The following is a 26,007-nucleotide window of genomic DNA, read 5'->3' as shown; positions in this document are numbered from 1 at the left end:
GCCTTTTCAGTCCATTGGAAGCATGGTGCGCACCGAATTTGCGTGGCTGTCCTCTCCCAGGGGCGCCAGCTGCGGGCCGACAACCGCCTCGCCAATGTCGCGCAGGCGGAAATTACCCGCGATGATCGTGGCAAACCGACCATCCGTATGGGCCTGATCGACCGCCAGCATGGCGTCGGCCACATCCGCAAAACTCAGATCCTGACGGCTGAGCCTCTGCCAGGTATCGGCCAGATAGGTGCCCAGAATGTCCCGCGCATCCAGCAGCGCCAGCTTGAACAGATCGGGATGATCGGCATAGGCCTCGTCAAAAAGCTCCTGCATGACCGGCGCGTAGGAATGCGTGGCCAAAAGCTCGTCCGACAGCGCCTCCATCTCGGGGGAAATGGCACCGTAGTCCAGCAACATCTCGTGGAAGATATCGACCAGAATGTCAAAAAACGCGCCCGTAAGCGGCTGGCCAAGATGGTGTTCCTTCACCCAGCCTTTTGCAAATTCGCTGAGCCGGACGTCATTGGCGGCAATACGGATCTGCTTGTTCTCCGACAGCTCGGCGATGCGCATGGCCGCATTGAGCATGTAAAGATTGCCGTGGGTATTCTCCAACAGCAAATCCACCAGAGAGTTGAAATGCAGCGAGGAGATCAGCGCCACCAGATCAGCCGCACTTTCGTGAAAGCCGAAATACTCGCCGGTAAAGCGGCGCGGATCCGGCACGCCCACCTCCGAGTAGATGATCGCGTGACCGACTTCATGGGCGATCACATCGAAGTTCAGCGCAAAGGGCCGGGTCTCGCCATCGCTGCGGTCCACCCCCATCTCGATAAAGCCGAACCCGGAATAGGCGTTCTCCAGCGAATGCAGGATCGTGAGTTCCTGTTTTTCGTAACGTGTATCGCCCTGCCAGGGGATTTCGCGGTCGAAGTAATCCTCCCAGATGTCCATGACAAACCGCACGGTTCCAAAGAGATGCGCGGTCTCGAACTGCGGCGTGCCGGGTTCGAGATAATCGAAATGCCCATCGGCATCGGGCTCTGCGGGTGGCTCGACCGGACCGGTCCAGGGCGGAGCCGCAGGATCCTGCCCATCCGGTGAGATGCCGTAGGGCTGGGTCTTGCCGATGGGAAAGATGGTGTACATGCGGTGATCTTCCGGGCCGGGCCCCACGCTGCCCACGGGCGAGGAGACCTCGACGATCTCCGGCTCGCCGAAGCTTTCCAGAAACTGTGGCTGCGGAAAGAGTTTGAAGCGGGTCCCGGTCATGACAAACCCCTTTTTTGGGTGCTGTGGTATCCCATGGCTAGCGTAACCGGGCGGCTTCGTCCAATCCTCTGCAGTTTTTGGAGGGCACCGAAGCCCGACCCCCTGCAGGTTGCCGCATCAGTCATCCAGAAAAGAAAGACCGCGCGATGGACCGGCTGTATCGTTAAGGGGCGCGCGCGCTTGCCAGCGCTGCGTCGCCTCCTGCCAGAGGCCGGTTTCCTCGAAATGAAAATCTACCGCTGGCGGCAGCACGGAGCCAGCCTGCATCAGCGCAAGAAGCGCATCGGCGTCGCGTGCCTTCTGGTCGACCTCATGCGCCGCGATCCAGTCTGCAAGCGACGCGCGGCGCACGGATGGTGCTTTGGCCAACACGCTGTCCCAGGTGCGGTGGTGGTAAAAGATCACCTTTCCTTCCGCAATCAGGGCCTTGGTCTCCGGACCGCTGAGCATCCCCTCGGCCTCCGCCGCCGCAAGCGTCGCGCGCAGGTTGACCATGGCCAGCGTCAGGTTTGGATAGCCCACTTCCGCCGGGCCATGCAGCAGCGCGACCTCGTCATCATCCTCCAGCACATTGTCGCGATAGGCCGCATAAACCTCCCCCACCCCGATCATCCCGAACACATCAAGCTCTGCCGCGCGCAGCGCGCCCATGCTGGCAGCCCCCAGCACCGGAATGCCCAGGCTGAGCGCCCAGAGGATCTCCTTGTGCCAGACCGCGGGCACACTGTCGAAATACCCGTCGATGATACCGATGGCGCGGGGGCGCTCCAGACTGGCCAGATAGACATCGCCTTGTCGCACGGGCGGGCGCAGATCGAATCCATCGAGCCTGTCCGGGGCGCAGCCCGCGATGGAGGGACCTGCAAAGACAATCATGCCGCCTGCCACTGCGACCGCACCCGCGACCCCGGCACATAGGCCGCATCATCGTGCGGTGCTTCGAGCCCCGGGATGATCACCCGCACCACAGGAATGTCAAAGCGCGGATCGGTCAGATCCACGACAGCGATCTGGCGCACGCCTGCGCCCTGCAGTCGCGCCATCAGCCAGTGCAGATCTTCGTTCAGTGTGGCGTGGGACGCGCCGCCCGCGGCACCAAAAGGCCGGGCCCCGCCTGTGTGGTCCAGCAGTTCGGCAAGGCCCGCGTGTTTGGCGGCGCGCCCGGCGACGGTGTATTCCGCCTCGAAAAGGTCGTCCCGCGCGCCGGAGATATAGTTCAGGCGGGTCTGCGCGGCCTCGTTCAACGTCCGGTGCAGGGCCACCACGGGATCCGGGTGGCTGCCCGAGCCGAGGCCGAGATGCGCAGCGGGTCCGTCCTCATGGATCACCGCCATGAAGCTGGGCACCTGTGTATCACAGCTCACATCCCAGACGGTGCAGCCCAGCCCCGCCGTCTCAATGCGGCCCAGCGTTCGGCGCAGGCTCGGATCAGTCACCGTTGCCAGATCGACCTGGCTGGCCCGCTGCCCGTCCACGGGGCGCGCGTGCCAGAGGGCCAGCGCATCCCGTTCCACGACCTCGCAAATACCGTGGCAGATCGCCTCCACCGGGTGGTTCCCGGAGGCCAGACCATTGGTGCTGGCGGGGTAGTGGCCCGCCTCGGCACTGCGCGGTTCGGTATAGTCTGCATGCACCATTTCCCACGGGACCAGACAGATCCGGTCGCCGAGGATATCCTGCGCCGTAACCCAATGCTGCCGCATCGTTCCGGGCAAAGCGCCCGCAGGGGTATGTGGCAGCGCCTCCAGATCAATCAGGTCGTGACGCGCCGCCAGATCGACCCGGCTGGCGTAATAGAGCGGCGGCGCAAAATGCTCGGCGTGCCAGATCTCGACTGCTTCCATCAACGCAGAGACCTTGGCATGCGCGAGCGTCGCCCCCTTGCCTTGCGACACCGCGATGGAGCGGGCGTTGGGGCGCATGGCGATCACCACAGGTATCCCCAACCGATCGAGCCCGGTGACAGTGGCCAGCCGGGTAACGCCAAAGGCGGCCCGCAGCGGCAGGACCCGCGCCAGCGTTTCATCCGGCAGACACAGCCGCTGCGCGCCGGGCTGTGTTGCCTTCGGCAGCGGTGCGGAGAGGTTGAACATGTCAGCGACTTTCTGCATCCGCTTCTTCAAACCACATTGCGCACCTCTTCGAAATGCCGATTGTGCTGCGGCGATCTCCAACCATCTTGACCGGCAGCAACCGAATTTTCTATGGTCAAACCTGGATTTGGCGCGCGCTAAGTCTTTCAGCCCTTAACGAGGCCCACCGCAGCGCCCCAATCGAAGGCGGAAGATGAGTAAGCGCAAGATCAGGAACATGGCCGAGTTCGCGACTGTCAGCGGGATCTCGCGGCCGACGGTGTCAAAGTATTTCAACGACCCCGGCAGCGTGCGCGAAACCATCCGCGCGCGTATAGAGGCCGCGTTGGAGCAGCACGACTACCGCCCCAACATCTACGCCATGAACCAGAACCGGCGGCTGACCAAAAACATCGGCATCGTCGTGCCCTATCTGGCTGATCCCTTCTTTGCCGAGATCGCGCGCAGGATCGAACGTCGCTGCATCGACGCGGGCTTTTCGCCGACACTGTTCAGCGCCCATGGCTCGCCCGACCTTGAGACCGGGATCCTTGACAGCCTGCGCTCGCTCAAACCCGCGGGGGTGTTTCTGGCGCCGCTGGGGCGCGCTTCGGACAGGGCGCAGGTGGAGAGTTTCTGCCGCGATGTGCCCACGGTCCTTTTTGATAGCAATCTGGACGGCATCGGGGACGTCTTTGTGGGGCATGACAACCTGCAGGCGGTGGGGTTGATTATCGATTACCTCTGCCGGACCGGCGCGCCGCCTTGTTTTTTCGAGATGCCGCCCCTGAACCCCAATGCCAACAAGCGCCGCGAGGCATACCACCGCGCGATGGAAAGGCTCGGTCACACACCGCAGGTCATCCGCGTACCGGGCGACAGCTGGGAGTTCGAGAGCATCGGCTACCGCGGCGGACTGGAGGTCATCGACAGCGGCCAGCTGGCCACGAACACGGTCCTGTGCAGCAACGACCGGCTGGCCGTGGGCTTTCTGGCTGCCGCCTATGAACGCAGGCTGAGGGTCGGTCACGGACCCGATTGCGCGCTGCGTGTGGCCGGGCATGACGATCATCCGTTTTCGCGTTTTACCTGCCCGCCTCTGACCACGGTGGCGCAGGACTATGATTCGATTGCGGATCAAAGCGCCGAAATCCTGTTTCGACAGATCGAAGACGGCAGCCGGGCCGAAACCCGCCAAGATGTTCTGTTTGAAGGGAAACTCATCATGCGGTCTTCTGCATGATCCCTTGATTTTTGACGCGCGTAAAATTTTGATTGACAAAAATCACCGTGGCACGTGTAGTTGTGGTAGAACATCCAAATACCAGGGAGGATAACGGATGCATCTGAGAACCGCATTTTGTGCGGCGAGCGCGCTCGCTCTTTTTGCCGGGGCCGCTTTTGCCCAGACAACCGTCACCATCGCGACCGTCAACAATGGCGACATGATCCGAATGCAGGGTCTGACCAGCGATTTCACCGACGCCAACCCCGACATCACGCTTGAATGGGTCACCCTTGAGGAAAACGTGCTGCGCCAGCGCGTGACCCAGGACATCGCCGCCAACGGCGGTCAGTTCGACGTGATGACCATCGGCATGTATGAAACACCGATCTGGGCCGCACAGGACTGGCTGGTGCCGCTGGACGATCTGGGGGCGGAGTACGACGTGGACGATATCCTGCCCGCTATGCGCGCCGGTCTGTCCTATGAGGACACCCTGTACGCAGCCCCCTTCTACGGCGAAAGTTCGATGGTTATGTACCGGACCGACCTGATGGAAGCCGCCGGGCTGGAGATGCCCGAGGCGCCCACATGGGAGTTCATCGGTGAGGCCGCACGTGCCATGACCGACAAGGAAGGTGAAATCTACGGCATCTGTCTGCGCGGCAAGGCTGGCTGGGGCGAGAACATGGCCTTCATCACCACGGTGGCCAACTCCTTTGGCGCGCGCTGGTTCGATGAGGACTGGACACCGCAGCTCGACACCCCTGAATGGGGCGCGGCGATCAACTTCTACAATGATCTGATGACCGACGCGGGCCCTCCGGGCGCGGCGACCAACGGGTTCAACGAGAACCTCGCGCTCTTCCAACAGGGCAAGTGCGGCATGTGGATCGACGCCACAGTTGCGGCGTCCTTCGTGACCAACCCGACCGATTCCACCGTTGCCGATAGCGTCGGTTTTGCGCTGGCACCTGATACGGGTGTGGGCAAACGGGCGAACTGGCTCTGGGCCTGGGCGCTGGCTGTGCCATCGGGGTCCGATGCTACGGATGCCGCCAAGAAGTTCGTCTCTTGGGCGACGTCCAAGGAATACCTCGCGCTCGTGGCTGAGAACGAGGGCTGGGCGAACGTCCCTCCCGGTAGCCGGACATCTCTCTATGAGAACCCCGAGTACCAGAAGGTGCCCTTCGCGGAGATGACGTTGAATTCGATCAACGCGGCTGATCCGAACAACCCAACCGTGGATCCGGTGCCTTATGTCGGCATCCAGTACGTGGCGATCCCCGAATGGGCCGGTATCGGAACCTCGGCAGGGCAGGAATTCTCCGCCATGCTGGCCGGTCAGCAGACGCCCGAAGAGGCCCTGGCCAATGCTCAGGCGCTCGTCGCCGATGAAATGGAAGCAGCGGGCTACTAAGCCACGCCGTCTTTCCGGGGCGCGGCCCGGTCGCGCCCCCATCCTTTAAGAGTTGACCCGACCGCCCCACCCCGGGGCGCCCGTTTCGGACACACCTGCGAGGAGAGCCGTCATGGCGACTACCCATTCCCGTTCCGCTGCCCGCTTCATGCTGGCGCCTGCCGTTGTCCTCCTGCTGGGCTGGATGCTGGTGCCGCTGACCATGACGCTTTATTTTTCCTTCAAGCGTTACCTGCCTCTGCGCGGTGGCGATCAGGGCTGGGTGGGTTTTGAGAACTACGTCCGCTTCGTCAGCTCGAGCGCCTTCTGGCCCTCGGTTCAGGCGACGCTGATCATCGTCGGTGGCGTGCTGCTGATCACCATCGTCTTTGGCGTCTTGCTGGCGATCCTGCTGGATCAGCCGATGTGGGGCCAGGGGGTCGTGCGGATCCTCGTGATCGCGCCCTTCTTCGTGATGCCTACCGTCTCGGCGCTGGTCTGGAAGAACATGTTCATGGATCCTGTGAACGGGCTCTTGTCGCATCTTTTCGAATTCGTGGGTCTCGCACCCGTGGAATGGCTGAGCCAGGCGCCTCTGACCTCCATCGTCATGATCGTGTCCTGGCAGTGGTTGCCCTTTGCGACGCTCATCCTGCTGACCGCGATCCAGTCGCTGGACAGCGAACAGCTGGAAGCGGCAGAGATGGACGGCGCGCCGCCACTGTCGCGCTTTCGCTTCATCACCTTGCCCCACCTCAGCCGCGCGATCACCATCGTGGTGTTGATCCAGACGATCTTTCTGTTGTCGATCTTTGCGGAGATCTTTGTGACCACCCAGGGCAGCTTTGGCAGCCGGACACTCACCTACCTGATCTACCAGCGTGTCCTTGAAAGCCAGAACGTCGGTCTGGGATCGGCGGGCGGCATCTACGCCATCATCCTTGCCAACATCGTTGCCATCTTCCTGATGCGCATCGTCGGCAAGAACCTGGACGCGTAAGGAGGACTATTCATGGCCCGTGCTGTCAGCCCCCGCCGCAAGATGCTCAACACCGCCATTGCCTGGGCAATCGGTTTGCTGATCTTCTTTCCGATCCTCTGGACGATCCTGACCAGCTTCAAGACCGAGGCCACCGCGATCGCCGATCCACCCGTATTCCTGGCCTTCGACTGGACGCTGGAGAACTATAGCGTGGTGATGGAACGCTCGAACTACGCCCGCTTTTTGTGGAATTCGATCTTTATCGCCGGTGGTTCTACCATTCTGGGCCTGATCATCGCCATTCCCGCGGCGTGGAGCATGGCCTTCGTGCCCTCGCGGCGGACCAAGGACATCCTGCTGTGGATGCTGTCCACCAAGATGCTGCCCGCGGTAGGCGTTCTCTACCCCATCTACATCCTGTTCATTCAGATGGGCCTGCTCGACAGCCGCATCGGCCTGACCATCGTGCTGATGCTGATCAACCTGCCGATCATCGTGTGGATGCTCTATACATACTTCCGCGAAATCCCCGGCGAGATCCTGGAGGCCGCGCGGATGGATGGGGCGACCCTGAAATCCGAAATCCTCTACGTGCTGACGCCCATGGCCATACCGGGCATTGCCTCCACCCTGCTGCTGAACTTCATCCTCGCGTGGAATGAGGCATTCTGGACGCTGAACCTGACGGCGGCAAAGGCCGCTCCGCTCACGGCCTTTATCGCAAGCTATTCAAGTCCGGAGGGGCTGTTCTACGCCAAGCTCTCCGCGGCATCGACGATGGCCATCGCGCCGATCCTCATTCTGGGCTGGTTCAGCCAGAAACAACTGGTGCGCGGCCTCACCTTCGGCGCGGTCAAATAAGGAGCCCCCCATGGGACAGATAACGCTCAAAAGTGTGACCAAGAGTTTCGGCGAGACGCAAGTGATCCCGCCGCTGGATCTGGACATTCAGGACGGGGAGTTCACGGTTTTCGTCGGCCCCTCGGGCTGTGGTAAATCCACCTTGCTGCGGCTGATTGCGGGGCTGGAGGACATCACCAGCGGTCAAATCACCATTGACGGCAAGGACGCCACCGACATCCCCCCCGCCAAACGCGGGCTTGCGATGGTGTTCCAGTCCTACGCACTTTATCCGCATATGTCGGTGCGCAAGAACATCGCCTTTCCCATGCGCATGGCGGGGATCGATCCCGCCGAGCAGGACCGCCGGATCACGCAGGCGGCGGCCGCCCTGAACCTGACGGACTACCTTGATCGCCGTCCCGGGCAATTGTCAGGCGGGCAGCGTCAGCGGGTGGCCATCGGGCGTGCCATCGTGCGCGAGCCTGCGGCGTTTCTCTTTGACGAGCCCTTGTCGAACCTTGATGCGGCGCTGCGCGTCGGCATGCGGATGGAGATCAGCGAGCTGCACAAGAAGCTCGCCACCACGATGATCTACGTAACCCACGATCAGGTCGAGGCGATGACCATGGCCGACAAGATCGTCGTGCTGCGCGCGGGCTATGTGGAACAGGTCGGCAGCCCGCTGGAGCTTTACCGCAGCCCGCGCAACACCTTTGTCGCGGGCTTTATCGGATCGCCCAAGATGAACCTGATCGACGGTGCCGAGGCAGGCCAGCACAATGCTCATACCTTGGGTGTGCGCCCCGAGCATATCGCTGTGTCCGAGACCAGCGGCACGTGGCAGGGCACTGTGGGTGTGGCAGAGCATCTGGGCTCTGACACGTTCTTTCACGTGCATGAGACCGGGCTGGCGGAGACGATCACGGTGCGCGCACCGGGTGAGGTGAGCTTTACCACCGGTGACCGGATCCATATGACCCCACGGCCCGATCAGCTGCACCGGTTTGATGACAAGGGACTGCGCATCGCATGACAGGCGCGGAGCTATCACGCCGATCTGAGCTGACCCGCGCGCCTCTATATGATCACCCCACACTGGCGCCGCGCCATGGCTGAGGCGATCCCGCTCGCAGATGGCACGCTGGCGGCGCTGCCGGGTCACATCGGAACACCGACCTATGACCGCAGCGCCCTGCGCCCCGGCATCGTGCACATCGGTCTGGGAAACTTCCACCGGGCGCATCAGGCGTGGTACTTGCACCGTCTGTTTCAGAAGGGGCTGGATCACGACTGGGCCATCATCGGTGCGGGCGTGCGGCCCGCCGATGCGGTCCAACGCGCGCGGCTGGAGGCGCAGGACTGGCTGACCACCCTACTGGAGCTCGACCCCGCCGGTGGCGGCGCCGAGGTCACGGGCGCGATGATCGGCTACGTCCCCATCGAGGAGGGCAACGCCCCCCTGATTGCACAGATGTCTGATCCAGCGATCCGCATTGTGTCACTGACCGTGACAGAAGGCGGCTACTATATAGACCCCGCAACGGGCGGCTTTGACGCGGTCCACCCTGACATGCAGCACGACGCAGCACACCCGGATACGCCGCGCAGCGCCTTTGGCGCCATGGTCGCGGCGCTCGCGGTGCGGCGGGCGGCGGGGCATGGCCCTTTCACCGGGCAAAGCTGCGACAACCTGCAGGGCAACGGGGATATCCTGCGTCAGACGGTCGTCTCCCTCGCTCGGCTGAGCGATCCGGGCCTTGCGGACTGGATCGACAGCAACGGCGCCTTTCCCAACTCCATGGTTGATTGCATCGTGCCCGCGACCGGACCAAATGAGCTGGCGCTGGTGCACGCGTTAGGGGTCGAGGATGCCGCCCCGGTCACCCATGAGAACTTTCGCCAATGGGTCATCGAGGACAGCTTTTGTGCAGGGCGGCCCCAATGGGAAAACGTCGGCGCGACACTGACGGATGACGTGCACAGCTACGAGGCGATGAAGATCCGCATCCTGAATGCGGGGCATCAGCTGCTTGCCAATGCGGGCGAGATCCTGGGGATCGAGACCATCGCGGGCTGCATGGCGCATCCGCGGATCGCCGCGTTCTTTCGCAAGGTGCAACTGGAGGAAACCGCGCCCCATGTGACGGCCGTTCCGGGCACCACACCGCAAGACTACGTGGCCCTGATCGAGCGACGCTTTGCCAATCCGAGGATCGTGGATACGACCCGGCGCGTTGCCTTTGATGGGTCGTCCCGGCACACCGGATTTCTGCTGCCCACCCTGCGCGACGCGCTGGCGGCGGGCACACCCGTCGCCGGTCTGGCACTGGCAGAGGCGCTGTGGGCCCGGATGTGCGAAGGCACCCGCGAGGATGGATCCGGGATCGCGGCAAATGATCCCCACTGGAACCGGCTGACCGAGGCAGCGCAGGCCGCCCGCGCCCGGCCTACAGCCTGGCTTGACCAAAGGCAGGTCTACGGCGATCTGGCCGACGACCCGGTCTTTGCGCCTGCGTTTGCTGCCTGGCTCACAGCACTTTGGTCACAGGGATGCGAGGCCACAATCGCCCAGTATCTGGAAACGGGGGCTGCTCCGACGGCAGGATAAGGGGGCTCAGGCTGCCCCCTCGGTCGCTTTCGTTTCTTTCGGCTGTCCGCCGGGGAAAACCTTGCGCAGCGCGACAAAGAACACCGGTGTCAGGAAGAGCCCCAGGAACGTCACACCCGACATCCCGAAGAAGACCGCCGTGCCAAGCGCCTGACGCATCTCTGCTCCGGGTCCCGTAGCAATCATCAGCGGCACGACCCCGAGGATGAACGCAAAGGCGGTCATCAGGATCGGTCTGAATCTCAGCCGACTCGCTTCGATGGCAGCGTCGACCGGGCCCAGCCCGCGTTCCTCCTGCGCCTGTTTGGCGAATTCCACGATCATGATCGCGTTCTTGGCCGCCAGCCCCACCAGCACGATCAACCCCACCTGCGTCAGGATGTTGTTGTCCATGCCGCGGAACATGACACCCAAAAGTGCCGCCAGAACCGCCAGCGGGACGATGAGGATGATGGCCACCGGCAGTACCCAGCTTTCGTAGAGAGCGGCAAGGAACAGGAACGCAAAGAGCACCGAGAAGGCAAAGATATAAGCCGCCGTGTTACCCTGGTTGCGTTCCTGCAAGGCGATCTCGGTCCACTCGTAGTCGATGCCCGGCGGCATCACGCTCTCTGCCAGCTGCTCCATCGCAATGAGCGCGTCGCCCGTTGCCACACCGGGCGCGGCGGATCCCTGCACGGGAACGGAGACCTGCTGGTTGTACCTCTGCACCAGCGCAGGTCCTGCCGTATCGCGGATGGAGACCAGCGTGCCCAGAGGCACCAGATCACCGGTCGCCGAGCGCACCCGCAAGGCGGCGATATCGGCCTCTTCCAGACGGAAGCGCTGATCGGCCTGTGCGCGCACCTGAAAGAGGCGACCCAGCGAATTGTAGTCGTTCACATAGGCCGACCCGAGGTTGATCGCGAGCGTCTCAAAGATCTCGCCGATGGGCACGTTCAGCATCTGCGCGCGGACCCTGTCGATCTCCAGAAAGACTTGGGGCGAGCCATTGGAGAAGGTGGTAAAGAGCCCCTGCACCTCATCCGACTGCTGGGAGGCCCCCATCAGCGCGTAGGCCGTATTCAGGACCCTGCCCATGTCGGCGCTCTCGTTTTCGCGCAGTTGCAGCTTGAACCCGCCGCCTGTGCCAACCCCCTGCACCGGAGGGGGGGCGATGGCGATGATGAACGCCTCGCGCAGCGCCTGCATCCGCCCGAACAGCTGCCCGACGATGGCGCCGCCGGTCAAGCCGCTCTCAAGCCGGTCCTCGAAGCTCTCGAAGGTGGTGAAGATCACGCCCTGGTTGGTCGCATTGGTAAAGGTGGCACCCGAGAACCCCGCAAAGGCCACGGCATTGGTCACGCCGGGCGTGTCCAATGCAATCTCGGTGGCCTGCTGGATCACCTCGTCCGTGCGGTCCAGCGAGGCGCCGTCGGGCAATTGTACCACCACGATGGCATAGCCCTGATCCGCCTCGGGGATAAAGCCGGTGGGCACTTTGCCATTGACCCAGTAGGTCGCCCCCAGCAGTCCGGCAAAGACCACGAAACACAGCACAAGCATGCCGGTGGTGCCCACCAGCATGCAGATCACCCGGGTATAGCCGCGCGTCACTGCATCAAACCCGCGGTTAAAACCGCGCCCCAGAGGCCCGAAGATGCGCGCCAGCAGGCTGGGCCGCGCATCATCGTCCTTGGATTTGAGCAGGATCGCCGCAATGGCGGGCGACAGGCTGAGCGAGTTGATGGACGAGATCACCGTCGCCACGGAAATGGTCACCGCGAACTGCATGTAGAACTGACCCGTGATGCCCGGCACAAAGGCAGACGGTACAAAGACGGCGATCAGCACCAGGGTGGTGCCGATGATGGCGCCCTGCACCTCGTCCATGGTGCGCGCGGAAGCATCGCGTGGGCTTAACCCGTTGGCGATGTTTCGTTCCACGTTCTCCACCACCACAATCGCGTCATCCACCACGATCCCGATGGCGAGGATCAATCCAAAGAGCGTCAGCAGGTTGAGCGTAAACCCGAGCGCCAGCATCACCGCGAAGGTCCCGATCAGCGATACCGGGATCGCCAGCAGGGGTATGATCGCCGTGCGCCAGTTCTGCAGGAAGACCACGATCACGATCACCACCAGCAGCACCGCCTCCAGAATGGTCTCGTAGACCGCGTTGACCGAAGAGGCGATGAACTCTGTCGGGTTGTAGACGATCTGGTATTCGAGCCCGGGCGGGAAATCCTCCGACACATCCTCCATGACGGCGACGATCTCATCGGCGGTGGCCAGCGCGTTGGAACCCGGACGCTGGAAGATGCCGAGCGCGACCGCGGGGCTGTTGTTGAGATAGGAGTTCGTGACGTAAGAGCGCGCCCCGATCTCGACCCGCGCCACATCGCGTACCCGCACCACACGACCATCTTCGCTGGCACGGACGATGACATTCTCGAATTGTCGCGGCGTCTCCAGACGTCCCTGCGTCGTGACGGCCACCTCAAACGCGCTGCCGGTGCTGTTGGGAGGCGCGCCCAACGACCCGCCGGAGACCTGCACGTTCTGTTCGCGCAGCGCATCCACCACATCGCCGGATGTCAGCCCCAGAGAGGCCAGGCGGTCAGGATCCAGCCAGACCCGGGCGGAGAACTCCCGCTCGCCAAAGATCTGCAGATCGCCGACACCGTCGAGCCGCACGAGCCTGTCGCGCACGCGCGAGCGGGCATAGTTGGAGACATAGAGCTGGTCAAAGCTGTCGTCCGGTGACAGCATATGCACGACCATCATGATGTTGGGCGAGGATTTGGTGGTGGTCACACCGAGCGAGCGCACTTCCTGCGGCAGACGCGGCTCCGCTATGGCCACGCGGTTCTGGACCAGCACCTGCGCGGCATCGAGATCGGTGCCAAGCTCGAAGGTGATCGTCAGGCTCATCGACCCGTCGGAGGTGGAGTAGGACGACAGGTAGAGCATATTCTCCACCCCGTTGATCTCCTGCTCCAGCGGTGTGGCCACCGTGGCAGCAACAGTTGCCGCATCAGCACCCGGGTAGCTCGCCCGCACCACGATGGAGGGCGGTGCAATCTCGGGATATTGTTCGATGGGCAGCTGGAAGTAGGAGACCATGCCGACGATCGACAGAATGATCGACAGGACAGCGGCAAAGATCGGGCGTGTGACGAAAAAGCGGCCCATCCTCAGTTTTCCGAGACAGGCGGCAGTTCCGTCATCTCGGGCGCGACGACGGCGCCTTCGCGGGCGCGGACGATCCCCTCGACCACGATCACCTCGGAGCCGTCGAGCCCTTCGCGGATCACCCTGTAGCCGTCGATGCGGGGCCCTGGCCGGACCGGCAGCGAACTGACATTCCCCTCATCATCCACGGTGCGTACCAGCCGGCGGTTCTGATCGGCAACGATCGCGCTGTCGGGCACCAGAATGCCCTCATAGGGCAGCGAGCCCGGCACATTCACCCGACCAAAGAGCCCCGGCGTCAGCAGTTCGTCGGGATTGTCCAACACCGCCCGGATGCGCATTGTGCCGGTCTGCTCATCCAGACGGTTTTCAGAGAAATCGAGCACCCCGGTCTGCGGCGGGATCTGCCTGTCCGAGAGCGTTACCTTGACCTCAAGCCCCCCGCCTCCTTCCTGCAAAGACACACCGCGCGCGCGGGCATCCCGGGCGTAGGCGAGAAAGTACCGCTCGTCGATGTCGAAATAAAAGTAGATCGGATCAGAGGACACAATCGTCGTCAGCACGGTATCGTTCGCCGTGACCAGATTGCCCGGGTCGACAAGGCTCTGGTCGATGCGGCCCGCCATGGGCGCGCGAATCTGGGAGTATTCCACGTCCAGTTCCGCAAGTTCCAGCGCGGCGCGCGTCTGTTCGAGCTCGCCCTGGGCGGAGAGAAACGCCTCGCGCCGCTCATCGACAACGCTTTGCGGGATGTTGCCGTTCTGGATCAGCTGCTCGGCCCGTTCCAGCTGCTCTTCGGCAAAGTCAAAGGTGGCCCGGGCCACGTCGATCTGCGATTGGGCCTGCCGGAGGGCCGTATCGAACTGCCGCCGGTCGATAGAAAAGAGCAGCTGGCCCTGTTCCACCAGGCTGCCATCGGTGAAATGCACCTCTTGCAGGTAGCCGGACACGCGGGCGCGCATCTGCACCTCGGCACGGGCCCCGAACCGACCAACGAACTCGTCGTCCTCCACGATGGTTTTGACCACCGGGTTGGCCACCGTGACGGGCGGCGGGCCTTGCTGTGCGGTGGCCGAAAAGGCGAAGAGCGCGAGACCAAGGGCGCAGAGCAGTCGGGAAAAATGTGTCATGGGAGGACCAGTCAGATGGTGTCGGACGAGGTGAATGTACGCCGAGCAGAGACAATTGACAGCAAATAATTCAACAATCATGTGTCCTTGGACTGCTCAGGCCGGGCGCCACCGTGACAGGGGCAGTCCTCTGCCAGCATGAAGGCGTGAGTGAGCCAAAGACAGCGCGCCATACCCGTTGCACTCTCAACGGGTTTTCCCGGCGTGGTCATACAGGGCCGCTCGGCCGGCAGCGGCGGCATCGACGGCCGCCGATCTGTGCGTTTTTTCGCTGACCGATGGGGACTGTGCTTAAAATGTGGGCGCTAGTGTTGGGTGCAGTGTCCCAGAACCTTTGCGAGGCGAGCCTCTGCGGCGTTCTCGGATGTCGGCGCAGTCGGTCCGGACGACAAACCTCGGGAAATTGGCCAGCCTGTGATGCGCCCCGTATTTTACCTGTCGAGTTGTCGCCATTGGTGGGCACGTACAGAGATTTGAGCCAATGCCCATCTGCTTTGGCGCTCGGCCATCGTGGATCTGCGGCGAGGCGGCGCAGTCCGCGGACATGAAATGACCCTGTCCCCGCGTTCCGCATCTGATCGAGTTGGCGACACCCTGTCGGCCACGATCCGCCTTTTCGGGAAAAAAATCGGAACCGGATAGGGGAAGAACGAGGGCAACCTGAACCTAGTGGAAATCGCGCGATTTGGGGATGATCCGCACGTCGCGGGGGTGCCGCTGGGTGTAGCTGGGCACGGGGCGCACCACCTCATCAGCGCGCGCCAGCGGGATCTGGAGCGGGTCGCCCGACAGCCGCGCCAGCGCGTCGCTGCGGTCGGTGAGCTGATGCACCACGATATGGATCACATCCGCATCCCGCTGCACCACGCCACGCACATCCATCAGCCGGGACTGCATGATCACCTTGCGAAAGGCCACCATCACCTTGGGCCAGATCACCAGATTGGCCACGCCGGTTTCATCCTCCAGCGTGATGAAGCACACCCCCTTGGCACTCCCGGGCCTCTGACGAATGAGCACGATCCCCGCCATCGAGACCCGCTGCCCGTGGCGCATGCGGCCAAGATCCCCCGCAGGCGTATACCCCTGCCGCGCCATGCTGCTGCGCAGAAAGGACAGTGGATGCGCCTTCAGGGACAAGCGCAGGGTCTGGTAGTCCGCCACCACCTGTTCGCACCGGGGCATCTGTGGCAGCTGGTGCAAGACCTCCGGGCCTTCGTCGCGGTGGGTCTCGAACAGTGGCAGATCCGGCGCATCCCTGAGCGCTCGCGTCTCCCACAGCGCCTGCCGCCGGTCGAGCCCCATGGAACGGAACGCGTCCCCTGCCGCCAGCTTGCGCAGGCTGCCCGCATCAACGCGGGCGCGCTTTTTCAGATCCCCCAGATCCGTGTAGGGGTCGGCGCGCTGCGCCATGATCCGCTCGGCCACGGCGCGGCCTATCCCGTCCACCTGCCGCAGCCCCAGCCGTACCGCAAAGCGCCGATGTCCCAATGGCTCCAACGTGCTGTCCCAGTCGCTGTAGTTGATGTCGGGGGGGCGCACCTCGACCCCGTGCTCGCGTGCGTCACGCACGATCTGGGCTGGCGCGTAGAACCCCATGGGCTGGGAGTTGAGCAAGGCAGCGCAGAAGACATCCGGGTAATAATGCTTGATCCAGCTGGAGACATAGACCAGATGCGCAAAGCTCGCCGCATGGCTTTCTGGAAAGCCGTAATCGCCGAACCCCTTGATCTGATTGAAACAGCGCGTGGCAAATTCCGCCTCATAGCCGCGGTTGATCATCCGGCCCACCATCTTGTCTTCGAGCTCCCCGATGGTGCCGCGGGAGCGGAAGGTGGCCATGGCCTTGCGCAGCTGGTTGGCCTCGTCTGGTGAGAATTCGGCGGCGACCATGGCGATCTTCATCGCCTGCTCCTGAAAGATCGGCACGCCCTTGGTGCGCTCAAGGATATTCTTCAGCTCATCCGGGTCATGCTCCGGCCCCGGTGAGGGGTAGTCCTCTTTCTCCTTTCCGCTTCGGCGCGCCAGATAGGGATGCACCATGTCCCCCTGAATGGGGCCGGGCCGGACAATGGCGACCTGGATCACAAGGTCATAGAAAGTCTCAGGCTTCAGGCGCGGCAGCATGTTCATCTGCGCCCTGCTTTCCACCTGAAAAACCCCGATGCTGTCGCCCTTGCACAGCATGCCATAGACCGCCGCATCCTTCTGTTCGATGCTTGCAAGGCTGTGGGTCTCACCGTAATGCGCCGCAATCATGTCAAAGCACTTGCGGATACAGGTCAGCATGCCAAGCGCCAGCACATCCACCTTGAGGATGCGCAGCTCGTCGATATCGTCCTTGTCCCATTCGATGAAACTTCGGTCGGCCATGGCCCCGTTGCCGATGGGCACGGTGCGGGTCAGCGGAGTTTCCGTCAGGATAAACCCGCCCACATGCTGGCTGAGATGCCGCGGCATCCCGATCATCTGATCGGCCAGCTTGATTGTGCGCGCCATCAGCGGGTCGCTGAGGTCGATCCCCGCCTCCGCCGCCTCGCGCGCGCCCACCTCTTTGCCCCAACTGCCCCAGATGGTCTTGGCCAGCGCCGAGGTGATGTCCTCGGAGAGCCCCATGACCTTGCCCACCTCGCGCACCGCCATGCGCGGACGGTAATGGATCACCGTCGCGCAGAGCCCGGCGCGGTCGCGGCCGTATTCGCGGTAGATGTGCTGGATCACCTCCTCGCGGCGTTCGTGTTCAAAATCCACGTCGATGTCGGGCGGCTCCACACGTTCCTCGCTGATGAAACGCTCAAAGAGCAGATCATTGGTGGCCGGATCCACGGCGGTGATGCCCAGCACGTAGCAGACGGCGGAGTTCGCCGCAGACCCCCTACCCTGACAGAGGATCGGTTTGCCCGCACCGTGTTTGGCATATTGCATCACGTCGTAGATGGTCAGGAAATACTGTGCGATCTCACGCTTGGCGATCAGCGCCAGTTCCTTTTCCAGCGTCTCGCGCACCTGCTCCGGCACGCCCTGCGGATAGCGGATCGCAGCGCCCTTCCACGTCAGCTCTATGAGGTATTCCTGCGGGCTGCGCCCTTCGGGAATGTTCTTGACCGGGTATTCATAGGACAGCTCCGTCAGATCGAAGGTGCAGGCATCGGCGACGGCGCGCGTGGCCGTGATAGCATGGGGCCAGTAGGCAAAAAGCTGTACCATCTGGGCAGGCGATTTCAGGTGCCGTTCAGCATTGGCGTCGAGCAGGAAACCGGCTTGCGTAATCGTCGTCTTGTGCAGGATGCAGGTCATCACGTCCTGCAGCGGGCGGCGGTCGGGCGCGTGATAATGCACGTCGTTGGTGGCCAGAATGCACAGGCCATGGTCGCGCGCCAGCCTGTCCAGCCGGTTGATCCGCGCGCGGTCGTCGCCACGGTAAAGATAGCTCGCCGCGATATGGCGGAGGCTCGGCAAGCGGCGGGTGAGACGGCGCAGACCCACGGCAAAACGGTCCAGATCCGGGCCCGGCAGGGCGATGAGCTCTACGTCTCTTGCGTGATCCGCCAGATCGTCGAGGGTGATATCACAGACCCCCTTGGCCTGCCAGTTGCCCTCCTGGTCTTGCCGCTTGCCCTTGGAGAGCAGTTCGCACAGATCCCCGTAGGCAGCCCGGTGGCGCGGATAGGCGAGGAACGCCTCGCCGGTGACGAGTTGAAGACGGCAGCCAATGACAGGGCGCAGCTTTGCTTTCCGCGCTTCGGCGTGGATGCGCACGACCCCTGCCATGGTGTTCAGATCGGCGCATCCCAGAGCGTCATAGCCCAGCTCATTGGCCGTGCGCGCCAGATCCACCGCGTCGGAGGCGCCGCGCAGGAAGGAAAAGCAGGTGGTGACCCCAAGTTCCACGAACGCGGCGGGCGGGTTTGGGGTGAATGCCTCCTCCAGCGTGCGCCGGGGGCGCTGGTTGTCCATCTCAGGCATGGTGGGACGTCAGGGTCGCGCCTGCCTTTGGTCTATCGAGTGGTTGGGTCCGTGCGATATACCCATTGCATGCCTTTGCGTCGAAAGAGGCTCCCCGATAACAGGTTAGACGCAGCACTTGCCTAAAGGCGATGCCCGGCGGCACCGCCGGGCATCGCCCGACCTCCCCCCGGAGGGCGATTTCAACAGTTGCAAGTGGCCAACCGTTCCCTTTTTGGAGAGATCGCATGCAGCACAACTTTTGCTCAACGCCCTCCAGGTCGGGCGATGCCCTCAGCGCTCTTGCCATGCGGCAGCTTTTGTGGGGCCATAGGGCATTTCGCAGTACGCCCTCTGAACTGATCGCACAACGTCCCCTCAGCGCCTCAACCCACCTCCTCACGCGAAGCCTCCGTGCACGAACCAGCGCGGATCGCCGCCGCGCCCGTCCTCGTGCAGGCCTTCGCGGTAGAGCCAGTAGCGCCCGCCCGTCTGATCCTCGACACGGAAATAGTCGCGCAGCCGGGTGCCGGGCCGGTCGTGCCACCATTCCGGCGCGATGCGTTCCGGCCCTGCATAGCGCACCACGCGGTGGGTCTGCCGCCGCCAGACAAACTGCGCGGGCGGGCCTTCGGGCACCGCATAGAGCACACGGATCTCCTCGGGCGGCTCGAAAAGCCTTAACGGGCGTGGTTGCACGGCCTGCTCCGCCGAGGCCGCGACGGGCACGGGTGCGAGAAACTGCGCACGCTCCGGCAGGTGGCTTTCGCGCAGCGCGGGATGTTTGACGGCCCGGGCGCCCAGCCGGGCCACCAATCGGTCCATCAGTTGCGGCAACGGCACGCCTGCATCCGCGCGCCCGTCGAGGCCCGGCTGCCGGGGCGCGATCTCTTCCACGCGGTCCGCCTCCAGCGTGATCAGATCGAACCCGAACCCGGGGTTGAGCCGCGCCAGCCGTCCCTCAAAAAGCTTGCACAGATGGGCTGCATCGCGGCTGGCCGCAGCGGTCGCCACGTCGAGCCGGCTGACCTCGCCATCGGTGCGGTAGACGGTGAGATGCAGGCGGCGGCAGCCCACGCCCGCGCGGTCCATGCGCGCGCAGAGATCCTGACAGAGCTGCGGCAGATAGGCGGTGGGATCCTGAATGGGCTCGGGCAGACCCGCGCGCGCCAGGATCGGCGGGTCTGCGGCGACGCTGGCCACAGGCTCGGCCAGGCGGCCCATGGCCTGATCCAGCCGCATCAGCGGGTTTGCCTCCAACGGACTGCGGACAAAGCGTCGGGCCAGTGACAGCCGCGGTACCTGCGCCAGTTGCCCGATGGTCTTGAGCCCGAGCCGTTGCAACAGCAGCAGGGTATCCGCCTCCAGCCGCAGGGCGGCGACCGGCAGCGGGGCCAATTGCATGACAAGATCCGCCTCATGGCAGATCGCGCGGACAGGGCCAAAGCGTGCGAGCGCCCAGGCCGCACCCCAGGTTGGCGCCACCGCCAGCCGCGTCGTCAGGCCCAGCAGCGACAGCCGGGATTCCATCTCGGTCAGCATCGCAGCCTCGCCCCCCATGAGGTGATCGCTGCCCGTGGTCTCCAGCACCAGTCCGTCCACGCCATCGCGCACGCTCCACGGGCACCAGCGCCGCGCCCATAGCGCCAGCCGCTCAAGCCCCTGCGCATCGCCTGCGGGATCGGCGTATTCCACCCGCAGCGCCGGGCAAACCGCCCGCATATCGACCACCCGCGCCTCCGCTGTGACGCCTGACAGACGGGCGGCGCGGTTAGTGGCGTGGATTACCTGGCCGTGCGGGCCCTCGCGCACCAACGCGAGCGGCACATCATCGCTGGGCGCGTCGCCGTTCCGCGTCGCGTGTCTCTGCCAGCGTTCCATCGCGAAATGGGGCAGCGACAGGGAGAGGATCCGCCGATCCGTCATCGCCGATCACCCAGATCCCGGGCTTGCGGCTGCGGGATTTGAACAGCTCCGCCTGCCAGCGCGGGGTGCCCGGCGCCTGCGCGTCGTCGGGGTGCGCGGCCGCGGGCAGCGACCCCACGCGCCAACGCTCCCGCGCGGCACTCAGCCCCGGCTCCGCCGCGCGCCGGATGAGCCAGCAGGCCACGCCTGCCGTCTCCGCCCTCAGCGCCAGACGTTTGGTGGCGGTAAAGCTCAACGCCGGTGGCGTGCCCCAGATCTCGCCGATCACGGCGCAGAGCGTCTTGCAGCCCAGACCCTCTTCCATCGCCCAGAGCACATCCGCCGCCCCGCTCAAATTCACCTGGATCACGGGCTGTTGTTTCGGCAGGCCTTGCAGCCCCGGCGGATCTGGCAGACCACGCAGGTCTCGCAGACCCGGCAGATAGGGCACCCCTGCCTCCTTGCGCGACAGCCTGTCCTGCACCCACAGCACCGGCCCCCCACCCCGCAGTCGGGACAATACGAACCCCGTGGCGCTCGCGTCGGTGACGGTTGTGGGAAAGACCTCCGACAGTGCGACCTGCGCGCGCCGGTCCAGGGGTGTCGCACCCGAAAGCCGCTTGCTGGAAAGATATGCTGACATAAAACACGAGGACGTATCTAAAGTTTGTTCCTGTTATGTTCTATCTCGAGCGAAGCGATTCTGCCAGAGCTGATCCCAAACCTACGGATGATCCTGGCGGAAGACAACGTGGAACGGGCGCGATATGCCGTCACTCACAGGCACAACGCCAATGCAGCCTGTCCCAGCCCGGCTGCCTGGTCCCCTAACCCACAGAGGTCTCACCGGCGTAGCGGGTTCTCTTGCTACCTGAGGCCCCGCGTCTGACACCGGTCCGCATCACAGATCTTGGCTGTAATCCCTGCGGCGGCTTCATATTGGGCGCCGTACAGAATGATCCCATCACCGCGCTTTTATGTCGTTGCAGACTGTCCGTCACACACGCAGGTCACGCCATCGCAGCGACAGCAAACAGCCCTCGAAGCCCAATGCAGGACAGTGACCAAAGGCCGCTTCCCATCCGCCAACACCCTCCTGTCAACAGGTACAACGCACGTAGCCAAAGACATCTCGACCGCTGCGGACCGTATCACAAAAGGGCCGCGCGACCTGTTACAATAAATTTTCGCTAATCCACCTGCCTGTATCAGGTTTTCCTTTACCAGCGCCGTCTATGTCACCGCCACGCATAAAGGTGCCAAGTTCATGGGTCAGAAAAGAAAACACAATTCGGATACCATAGAGATCGCGACGTCGCTCCCGTCCCCCGCAACCGCGTCCAATGTTCTTCAAGGTCTTCTTGACATCAATGTCGGCCTGATCGCCGTCGAGGCAGACCACTCCATCATCTTCATCAACACCCAATTCCTCAGCTTGACGGGCCTCGCGACCGCTCAGCCCGGCAGCTTTTGCGGTCAGACATTTTCAGATCTTTTCCCCGATGCGCCGATCATCGCTGACGCGGATACAGCGCAGTCCGCCTCATTCACAGATGCCGCTGGCCGACCCTGGGCCATCACCTGGACGAGAAATCCGACCGGTGGCTGGATCGGGACGCTATCACCTGCGTCGGCGCAACCTTCGGCCCTGTCTGATCCCGGGATGACGGACGATCTGACCGGCCTCGGCAACCGCGTCTATCTGCGCCACTGCTTTGAAAGGCTCAGCCGCCAGCCGCGCGCAGGATGTCCCGACGTGGTCGCGCTCTACCTAGATCTGGACCGGTTCAAACCGATCAACGATACCTTCAGCCACGCTACAGGCGACGGTCTGTTGCGTAAGACGGCAGACCGGTTGCGCAGTTCGCTGCGGCAGGAGGACATCATTGCCCGTGTGGGTGGCGACGAATTCGTGATCCTGCTGACAGGGCGCGATGATGCCGCCTCCGAGGATGTGGCCCGACGGATCGCAAAGCTGATTGCGCGCCCGTTTCTGGTGGATGGCAAACAGCTGACCATCGGCATCAGCATTGGACTTGCACGGTTATCCCCGGAGGCGCCGTGCCTGGACACGGTGTTGCAGCAAGCCGACATTGCACTTTACGAAAGCAAGAATGCAGGTCGTGGCGGGTTTCAATGGTTCCAAAGCCATATGCAGGAGAGGTTGCTTGATCAGCAGCAGATCGAAAATGACCTGAAAAAGGCAGTTTTGCTGGAACAGTTTGAGTTGCTCTTTCAACCGCAGATGCTGCTCGACAGCACCAAGATTACAGGGTTCGAAGCGCTAATCCGCTGGCATCACCCCGAGCGAGGCCTGATCACGCCAGACAAGTTCATTCATATTGCAGAACAAACGGGCAGCATCGTGCCCTTGGGCGCCTGGGTGCTGCGCAAGGCATGCGAAACTGCCTGTGACTGGCCCGCCAACCTGTCGGTTGCCGTGAATGTCTCGCCTGTTCAGTTCGAGCACGAAAGCTTCATCAACACGGTGCAGTTGGTCCTGCAGAGCACCAACCTCGACCCCAGTCGTCTGGAACTGGAAATCACCGAAACCGCATTGCTCAACAACGTCGACCTCGTGCGCGCCCGCATAGAGGAGTTGCGTGCACAAGGGGTCAAGATTTCGCTGGACGACTTTGGTATCGGCTACTCTTCATTGAATTACCTGCGCCAGTATCCCTTCGACAAGGTCAAGATCGACCAGTCCTTTGTGCGCGAACCCTTGGCCGACCAGCAGGCCAGCCATATCATCGGTGCGGTGGCACAACTGGGCGTCGCCTTTGGCATGAACGTGCTGGCCGAAGGTGTCGAAACCAGAGAACAACTTTCCAAGATCCGGGATCAGGGCTGCTCTTCTGTACAGGGATATTTCCTGAGCAAGCCGATCAGTGCTGATGCCGTTGATGACTTTCTGAAAACCACGGGCGGTGATGCTGCCTTCACCACACCTCCACAAGAAGGAGAGAAAGAAGATGACAGACAGTGATCAGGAGCTGTTGCGGGTCGTGTATTTCAGCCGCTTTGACGGTGACCACAGCGATGCTGAGATGGCTTGGGAAATCGACGCGATCCTTGAAGCATCCCAACGGAACAATGCCAAGGTCGGCGTCACCGGCGCGTTGATCTTCAACGCCGGTGTGTTCGGTCAGGTACTGGAAGGTCCGATCGATGCGGTGGAAGAGACATTTGACCGGATCCAGATGGACGACCGACACGACGATGTGACCATTCTGGAGCTTGGCCGCGTTCAGGAGCGGGCCTTTACCAACTGGTCCATGGGCTTTGTCGGCGCAGACCAGATGCACGCGCAGCTATTTGACCGGATCGGGTCGGCGACCCATTTCGACATCAGCAATCTGACCGGGGTGGAGATCTTCGAGGCACTGTACGCCCTCACACTCAAGAACGAAATCGCCATGCGGGCGGCCTGACCCGCCGGGGCTTATGCCGCTCGTGTTACTGGCGTAAAATCCGATCCCCTTAAGGTGTCCGGTCACGTCTTGCCGCCCGGTCTTGCGAGGTCGATGCACGAAGGACAACGCAGCTGGCTGGTCGCACCGACGCCGCGTTTGGAAGGATGATCAGGTCGGGCCGGATCTGCCCTGTATCGCCCGGGACCCGCCTCCTTGCTTTGACGCAACTTCAGCGATGCCAGACGTCTCATTGAGCCGCGGTCGGCGTTCACACCGACTTTCAGGTGCGATGTCTCGCTTTCTTTGAACTTGCTCAGGTCTTGGCCCGACAGCCGCTCAACATGTCGGGCAAGTGTCGCATACCGCTGGACGCCGTTGAAGGGTTTCGGGGCATGGATACTGAACTTGGTTGGGCTGTCGCCCGACAAATTTCGGATTGACGGTTGGGGGCCCTGCTGTGGGGGCCCGCAGGTGGTGAGGGAGCGTCTTGAGTTTATTTGGCAAGATGAAAGGAGCTGGTGGGCGGTAGGTACAGATGACCTCTGCGATGATACCGCCGAGATGCGGTCAGACGACCTCGACCGAAGCTGCGAACATGGCAGCGGCGCGGACCCCGTCGATCAGGTGCACCCGGGTGCCTCCCGGAGCCTGTCCCGCGATATCGACCATCCCGGCACAGCCGAGCACCACTGATTGCACATCGTCTTGCGCCGCCGCGGCCTGTACCTCCGACAGCACCCGGTCTGTTGCCGCTGTTGCATCCCGCTCCAGATCCAGCACGGGCACATCGCTCGCACGGACCCGTGACAGGGCGTGTCCCAGACCATAGGCTTGAATGTTCCGTTCCAGGATCGGGACGGAGACCTGCAGCGTCGTCACAACCGAGAACCGCGGCCCCAGCGTGGCCGCAAGATGGTAGGCGGCCTGACCGATGCCAATCACGGGACAGGAAACGGCCGCCCGCGCCTGCGACAGGGCCGTATCATCGAAACAGCCGATGATAATCGCCGAGGCACCCGCTGCCGCGGCTTGCTCCACCAGAGCCAGCAGAGGGGCCTCGGCCAGCGCGCCATCCACCTCGCCCTGGATCGCGGGCGGGCCAGCATGTGATGTCCAGCCTTCGATGACCGCACCCGGCGCCACTGCACGTGCGGTGCGCAGCATCGCATCGGTCATGGAGCCCGTGCTGTTGGGGTTGATCAGGACAATCATCGCAGCCCGTCACCCGCATCCGAGCCCGCGCGTGCCTTGCGCCGGGCGCTGACCCAGGCCAGGAGAAGAAAGAGCGCGATGATCATCAGCGAGAATACGGTCGTCAGGGTTCCCAGGGCATAGAGCACCGGGGTGGTGACATTCGTGGTCATCCCGAAGATTTCCAGCGGCAGGGTGTTGTAGCTGCCTGCGGTCAGCAGGGTTCGGGCGAATTCATCGTAGCTGAGCGTAAAGCCAAAGAGCGCGACCCCGATGAGAGATGGCCCGATGATGGGCAGCACCACGTGGCGCAGCGTTTGCCAGTTGCTGGCGCCCAGATCGCGGGCAGCTTCCTCGTAGCTTTTGTCAAAGCGGTTGAACACCGCGAACATGATCAACAGACCAAAGGGCAGCGTCCACGTCAGCTGCGCGCCAAAGCCGGAGGTGGCCCAGTGCACCTGCCATCCGGCCTGCGAGAAGATCAGCCCGACCCCGAGGGAAACGAGGATGGACGGGATGACCAATGCGGTGATGATCAGGTAGAACAGCAGCCCCGAGCCGTGAAAACGTCGCCGGAAGGCGAGCCCGCCCATGACCGATACAACCACCGTAGTGACCATCACCATCAAGCCCAGAGCCAGGCTACGGCGGAAGCTGCCCCAGATGTCGCCGACCGCCTGCTGTTCAAAAAGATCACGGAACCAATGGAGCGACACGCCGCGCATGGGAAAGGTCAGCCCGCCACCCGGCCCCTGAAAGGAAAGGATGGCGATGGTGATTGTCGGTCCGTAAAGGAACAGCAGAAACAGACCGAAGAACGCTGCGAGGATGTAGAAGGAGCGCGGACGCGGCGACAT

18 protein-coding genes are annotated in these 26,007 nt (G+C 63.0%); 8 read left to right on the top strand and 10 right to left on the bottom strand.

All coding sequences use genetic code 11. The annotated features are described in order from the left end of the window. Positions 1-6: 6 nt before the first annotated feature. The 3 genes from Q1A53_RS13180 to Q1A53_RS13170 form a co-directional block, all read right to left on the bottom strand. Complete coding sequence (locus tag Q1A53_RS13180; protein ID WP_299967414.1) at positions 7-1,263, bottom strand: hypothetical protein; 1,257 nt, start codon at positions 1,261-1,263, stop codon at positions 7-9. Between the two features lie 117 nt (positions 1,264-1,380). Continuing rightward, complete coding sequence (locus Q1A53_RS13175) at positions 1,381-2,139, bottom strand: TfuA-like protein (RefSeq protein WP_299967411.1); 759 nt, start codon at positions 2,137-2,139, stop codon at positions 1,381-1,383. Continuing rightward, positions 2,136-3,374 (bottom strand): YcaO-like family protein, encoded by a 1,239-nt coding sequence (locus tag Q1A53_RS13170; protein ID WP_299967408.1) that lies wholly within the window; start codon positions 3,372-3,374, stop codon positions 2,136-2,138. Before Q1A53_RS13170 ends, Q1A53_RS13175 begins: the two co-directional genes overlap by 4 nt. A 175-nt stretch (positions 3,375-3,549) precedes the next feature. On the opposite strand from Q1A53_RS13170, the gene Q1A53_RS13165 reads away from it, so the two are divergent. The 6 genes from Q1A53_RS13165 to Q1A53_RS13140 all read left to right on the top strand — a co-directional run bounded on the left by Q1A53_RS13165 (position 3,550) and on the right by Q1A53_RS13140 (position 10,392). Continuing rightward, positions 3,550-4,578 carry a LacI family DNA-binding transcriptional regulator gene (locus tag Q1A53_RS13165; protein WP_299967405.1) on the top strand — a complete coding sequence of 343 codons (1,029 nt, stop codon included), beginning with the start codon at positions 3,550-3,552 and terminating at the stop codon, positions 4,576-4,578. 97 nt (positions 4,579-4,675) lie between these two features. Beyond that, on the top strand, positions 4,676-5,980 hold the full coding sequence (locus Q1A53_RS13160) for a sugar ABC transporter substrate-binding protein (RefSeq protein WP_299967402.1): 1,305 nt from the start codon (positions 4,676-4,678) through the stop codon (positions 5,978-5,980). A 112-nt stretch (positions 5,981-6,092) separates the two neighbouring features. Further along, on the top strand, positions 6,093-6,959 hold the full coding sequence (locus tag Q1A53_RS13155) for a sugar ABC transporter permease (RefSeq protein WP_299967399.1): 867 nt from the start codon (positions 6,093-6,095) through the stop codon (positions 6,957-6,959). Positions 6,960-6,971: 12 nt separating this feature from the next. Further along, complete coding sequence (locus tag Q1A53_RS13150; protein ID WP_299967396.1) at positions 6,972-7,802, top strand: carbohydrate ABC transporter permease; 831 nt, start codon at positions 6,972-6,974, stop codon at positions 7,800-7,802. 10 nt (positions 7,803-7,812) lie between these two features. Beyond that, a complete protein-coding gene (locus Q1A53_RS13145) occupies positions 7,813-8,817 on the top strand; it encodes an ABC transporter ATP-binding protein (RefSeq protein WP_299967393.1) in 1,005 nt (334 codons plus the stop codon). Positions 8,818-8,865: 48 nt separating this feature from the next. Next, positions 8,866-10,392: a mannitol dehydrogenase family protein gene (locus Q1A53_RS13140; RefSeq protein WP_299967391.1), complete on the top strand. Its 1,527-nt coding sequence runs from the start codon at positions 8,866-8,868 to the stop codon at positions 10,390-10,392. A 6-nt stretch (positions 10,393-10,398) separates the two neighbouring features. On the opposite strand, the gene Q1A53_RS13135 is transcribed toward Q1A53_RS13140, so the two are convergent. The 5 genes from Q1A53_RS13135 to Q1A53_RS13115 form a co-directional block, all read right to left on the bottom strand. Further along, the gene (locus tag Q1A53_RS13135) at positions 10,399-13,566 is read right to left on the bottom strand and encodes a multidrug efflux RND transporter permease subunit (protein WP_299967389.1); all 3,168 of its coding nucleotides are present in this window, start codon (positions 13,564-13,566) and stop codon (positions 10,399-10,401) included. 2 nt (positions 13,567-13,568) lie between these two features. After that, a complete protein-coding gene (locus Q1A53_RS13130; protein WP_299967386.1) occupies positions 13,569-14,696 on the bottom strand; it encodes an efflux RND transporter periplasmic adaptor subunit in 1,128 nt (375 codons plus the stop codon). Between the two features lie 666 nt (positions 14,697-15,362). Further along, a complete protein-coding gene (locus tag Q1A53_RS13125; RefSeq protein ID WP_299967384.1) occupies positions 15,363-18,662 on the bottom strand; it encodes an error-prone DNA polymerase in 3,300 nt (1,099 codons plus the stop codon). Positions 18,663-19,040: 378 nt separating this feature from the next. Further along, the gene (locus tag Q1A53_RS13120; RefSeq protein ID WP_299967382.1) at positions 19,041-20,567 is read right to left on the bottom strand and encodes a DNA polymerase Y family protein; all 1,527 of its coding nucleotides are present in this window, start codon (positions 20,565-20,567) and stop codon (positions 19,041-19,043) included. Then, on the bottom strand, positions 20,470-21,189 hold the full coding sequence (locus Q1A53_RS13115; RefSeq protein ID WP_299967380.1) for a hypothetical protein: 720 nt from the start codon (positions 21,187-21,189) through the stop codon (positions 20,470-20,472). Before Q1A53_RS13115 ends, Q1A53_RS13120 begins: the two co-directional genes overlap by 98 nt. 624 nt (positions 21,190-21,813) lie before the next feature. Between Q1A53_RS13115 and Q1A53_RS13110 the strand changes: the two genes are divergently transcribed. After that, complete coding sequence (locus tag Q1A53_RS13110) at positions 21,814-23,532, top strand: EAL domain-containing protein (protein ID WP_299967377.1); 1,719 nt, start codon at positions 21,814-21,816, stop codon at positions 23,530-23,532. After that, positions 23,519-23,977 (top strand): BLUF domain-containing protein, encoded by a 459-nt coding sequence (locus Q1A53_RS13105; protein WP_299967374.1) that lies wholly within the window; start codon positions 23,519-23,521, stop codon positions 23,975-23,977. The genes Q1A53_RS13110 and Q1A53_RS13105 overlap by 14 nt, the downstream gene beginning before the upstream one ends. A 549-nt stretch (positions 23,978-24,526) precedes the next feature. Here Q1A53_RS13105 and Q1A53_RS13100 read toward each other — a convergent pair. Continuing rightward, the gene (locus Q1A53_RS13100) at positions 24,527-25,171 is read right to left on the bottom strand and encodes an aspartate/glutamate racemase family protein (protein ID WP_299967371.1); all 645 of its coding nucleotides are present in this window, start codon (positions 25,169-25,171) and stop codon (positions 24,527-24,529) included. Continuing rightward, positions 25,168-26,007, bottom strand: a complete 840-nt coding sequence (locus Q1A53_RS13095) for an ABC transporter permease (RefSeq protein WP_299967368.1) — start codon at positions 26,005-26,007, stop codon at positions 25,168-25,170. Before Q1A53_RS13095 ends, Q1A53_RS13100 begins: the two co-directional genes overlap by 4 nt.

It is taken from the genome of uncultured Roseobacter sp. (assembly GCF_947496515.1).
In the GTDB taxonomy this organism is placed as follows: Bacteria; Pseudomonadota; Alphaproteobacteria; order Rhodobacterales; family Rhodobacteraceae; genus Roseobacter.
This window is presented reverse-complemented; position numbering and strand designations above follow the sequence as displayed.

Bases quoted from the DNA above. Each gene is read 5' to 3' on its own strand.
- Q1A53_RS13150 (WP_299967396.1), top strand. From the start codon at position 6,972: ATGGCCCGTGCTGTCAGCCCCCGCCGCAAGATGCTCAACACCGCCATT.
- Q1A53_RS13175 (WP_299967411.1), bottom strand. From the start codon at position 2,139: ATGATTGTCTTTGCAGGTCCCTCCATCGCGGGCTGCGCCCCGGACAGG.
- Q1A53_RS13095 (WP_299967368.1), bottom strand. From the start codon at position 26,007: ATGTCGCCGCGTCCGCGCTCCTTCTACATCCTCGCAGCGTTCTTCGGT.
- Q1A53_RS13130 (WP_299967386.1), bottom strand. From the start codon at position 14,696: ATGACACATTTTTCCCGACTGCTCTGCGCCCTTGGTCTCGCGCTCTTC.
- Q1A53_RS13135 (WP_299967389.1), bottom strand. From the start codon at position 13,566: ATGGGCCGCTTTTTCGTCACACGCCCGATCTTTGCCGCTGTCCTGTCG.
- Q1A53_RS13110 (WP_299967377.1), top strand. From the start codon at position 21,814: ATGGGTCAGAAAAGAAAACACAATTCGGATACCATAGAGATCGCGACG.
- Q1A53_RS13170 (WP_299967408.1), bottom strand. From the start codon at position 3,374: ATGCAGAAAGTCGCTGACATGTTCAACCTCTCCGCACCGCTGCCGAAG.
- Q1A53_RS13160 (WP_299967402.1), top strand. From the start codon at position 4,676: ATGCATCTGAGAACCGCATTTTGTGCGGCGAGCGCGCTCGCTCTTTTT.
- Q1A53_RS13180 (WP_299967414.1), bottom strand. From the start codon at position 1,263: ATGACCGGGACCCGCTTCAAACTCTTTCCGCAGCCACAGTTTCTGGAA.
- Q1A53_RS13140 (WP_299967391.1), top strand. From the start codon at position 8,866: ATGATCACCCCACACTGGCGCCGCGCCATGGCTGAGGCGATCCCGCTC.
- Q1A53_RS13100 (WP_299967371.1), bottom strand. From the start codon at position 25,171: ATGATTGTCCTGATCAACCCCAACAGCACGGGCTCCATGACCGATGCG.
- Q1A53_RS13105 (WP_299967374.1), top strand. From the start codon at position 23,519: ATGACAGACAGTGATCAGGAGCTGTTGCGGGTCGTGTATTTCAGCCGC.
- Q1A53_RS13115 (WP_299967380.1), bottom strand. From the start codon at position 21,189: ATGTCAGCATATCTTTCCAGCAAGCGGCTTTCGGGTGCGACACCCCTG.
- Q1A53_RS13165 (WP_299967405.1), top strand. From the start codon at position 3,550: ATGAGTAAGCGCAAGATCAGGAACATGGCCGAGTTCGCGACTGTCAGC.
- Q1A53_RS13155 (WP_299967399.1), top strand. From the start codon at position 6,093: ATGGCGACTACCCATTCCCGTTCCGCTGCCCGCTTCATGCTGGCGCCT.
- Q1A53_RS13125 (WP_299967384.1), bottom strand. From the start codon at position 18,662: ATGCCTGAGATGGACAACCAGCGCCCCCGGCGCACGCTGGAGGAGGCA.
- Q1A53_RS13145 (WP_299967393.1), top strand. From the start codon at position 7,813: ATGGGACAGATAACGCTCAAAAGTGTGACCAAGAGTTTCGGCGAGACG.
- Q1A53_RS13120 (WP_299967382.1), bottom strand. From the start codon at position 20,567: ATGACGGATCGGCGGATCCTCTCCCTGTCGCTGCCCCATTTCGCGATG.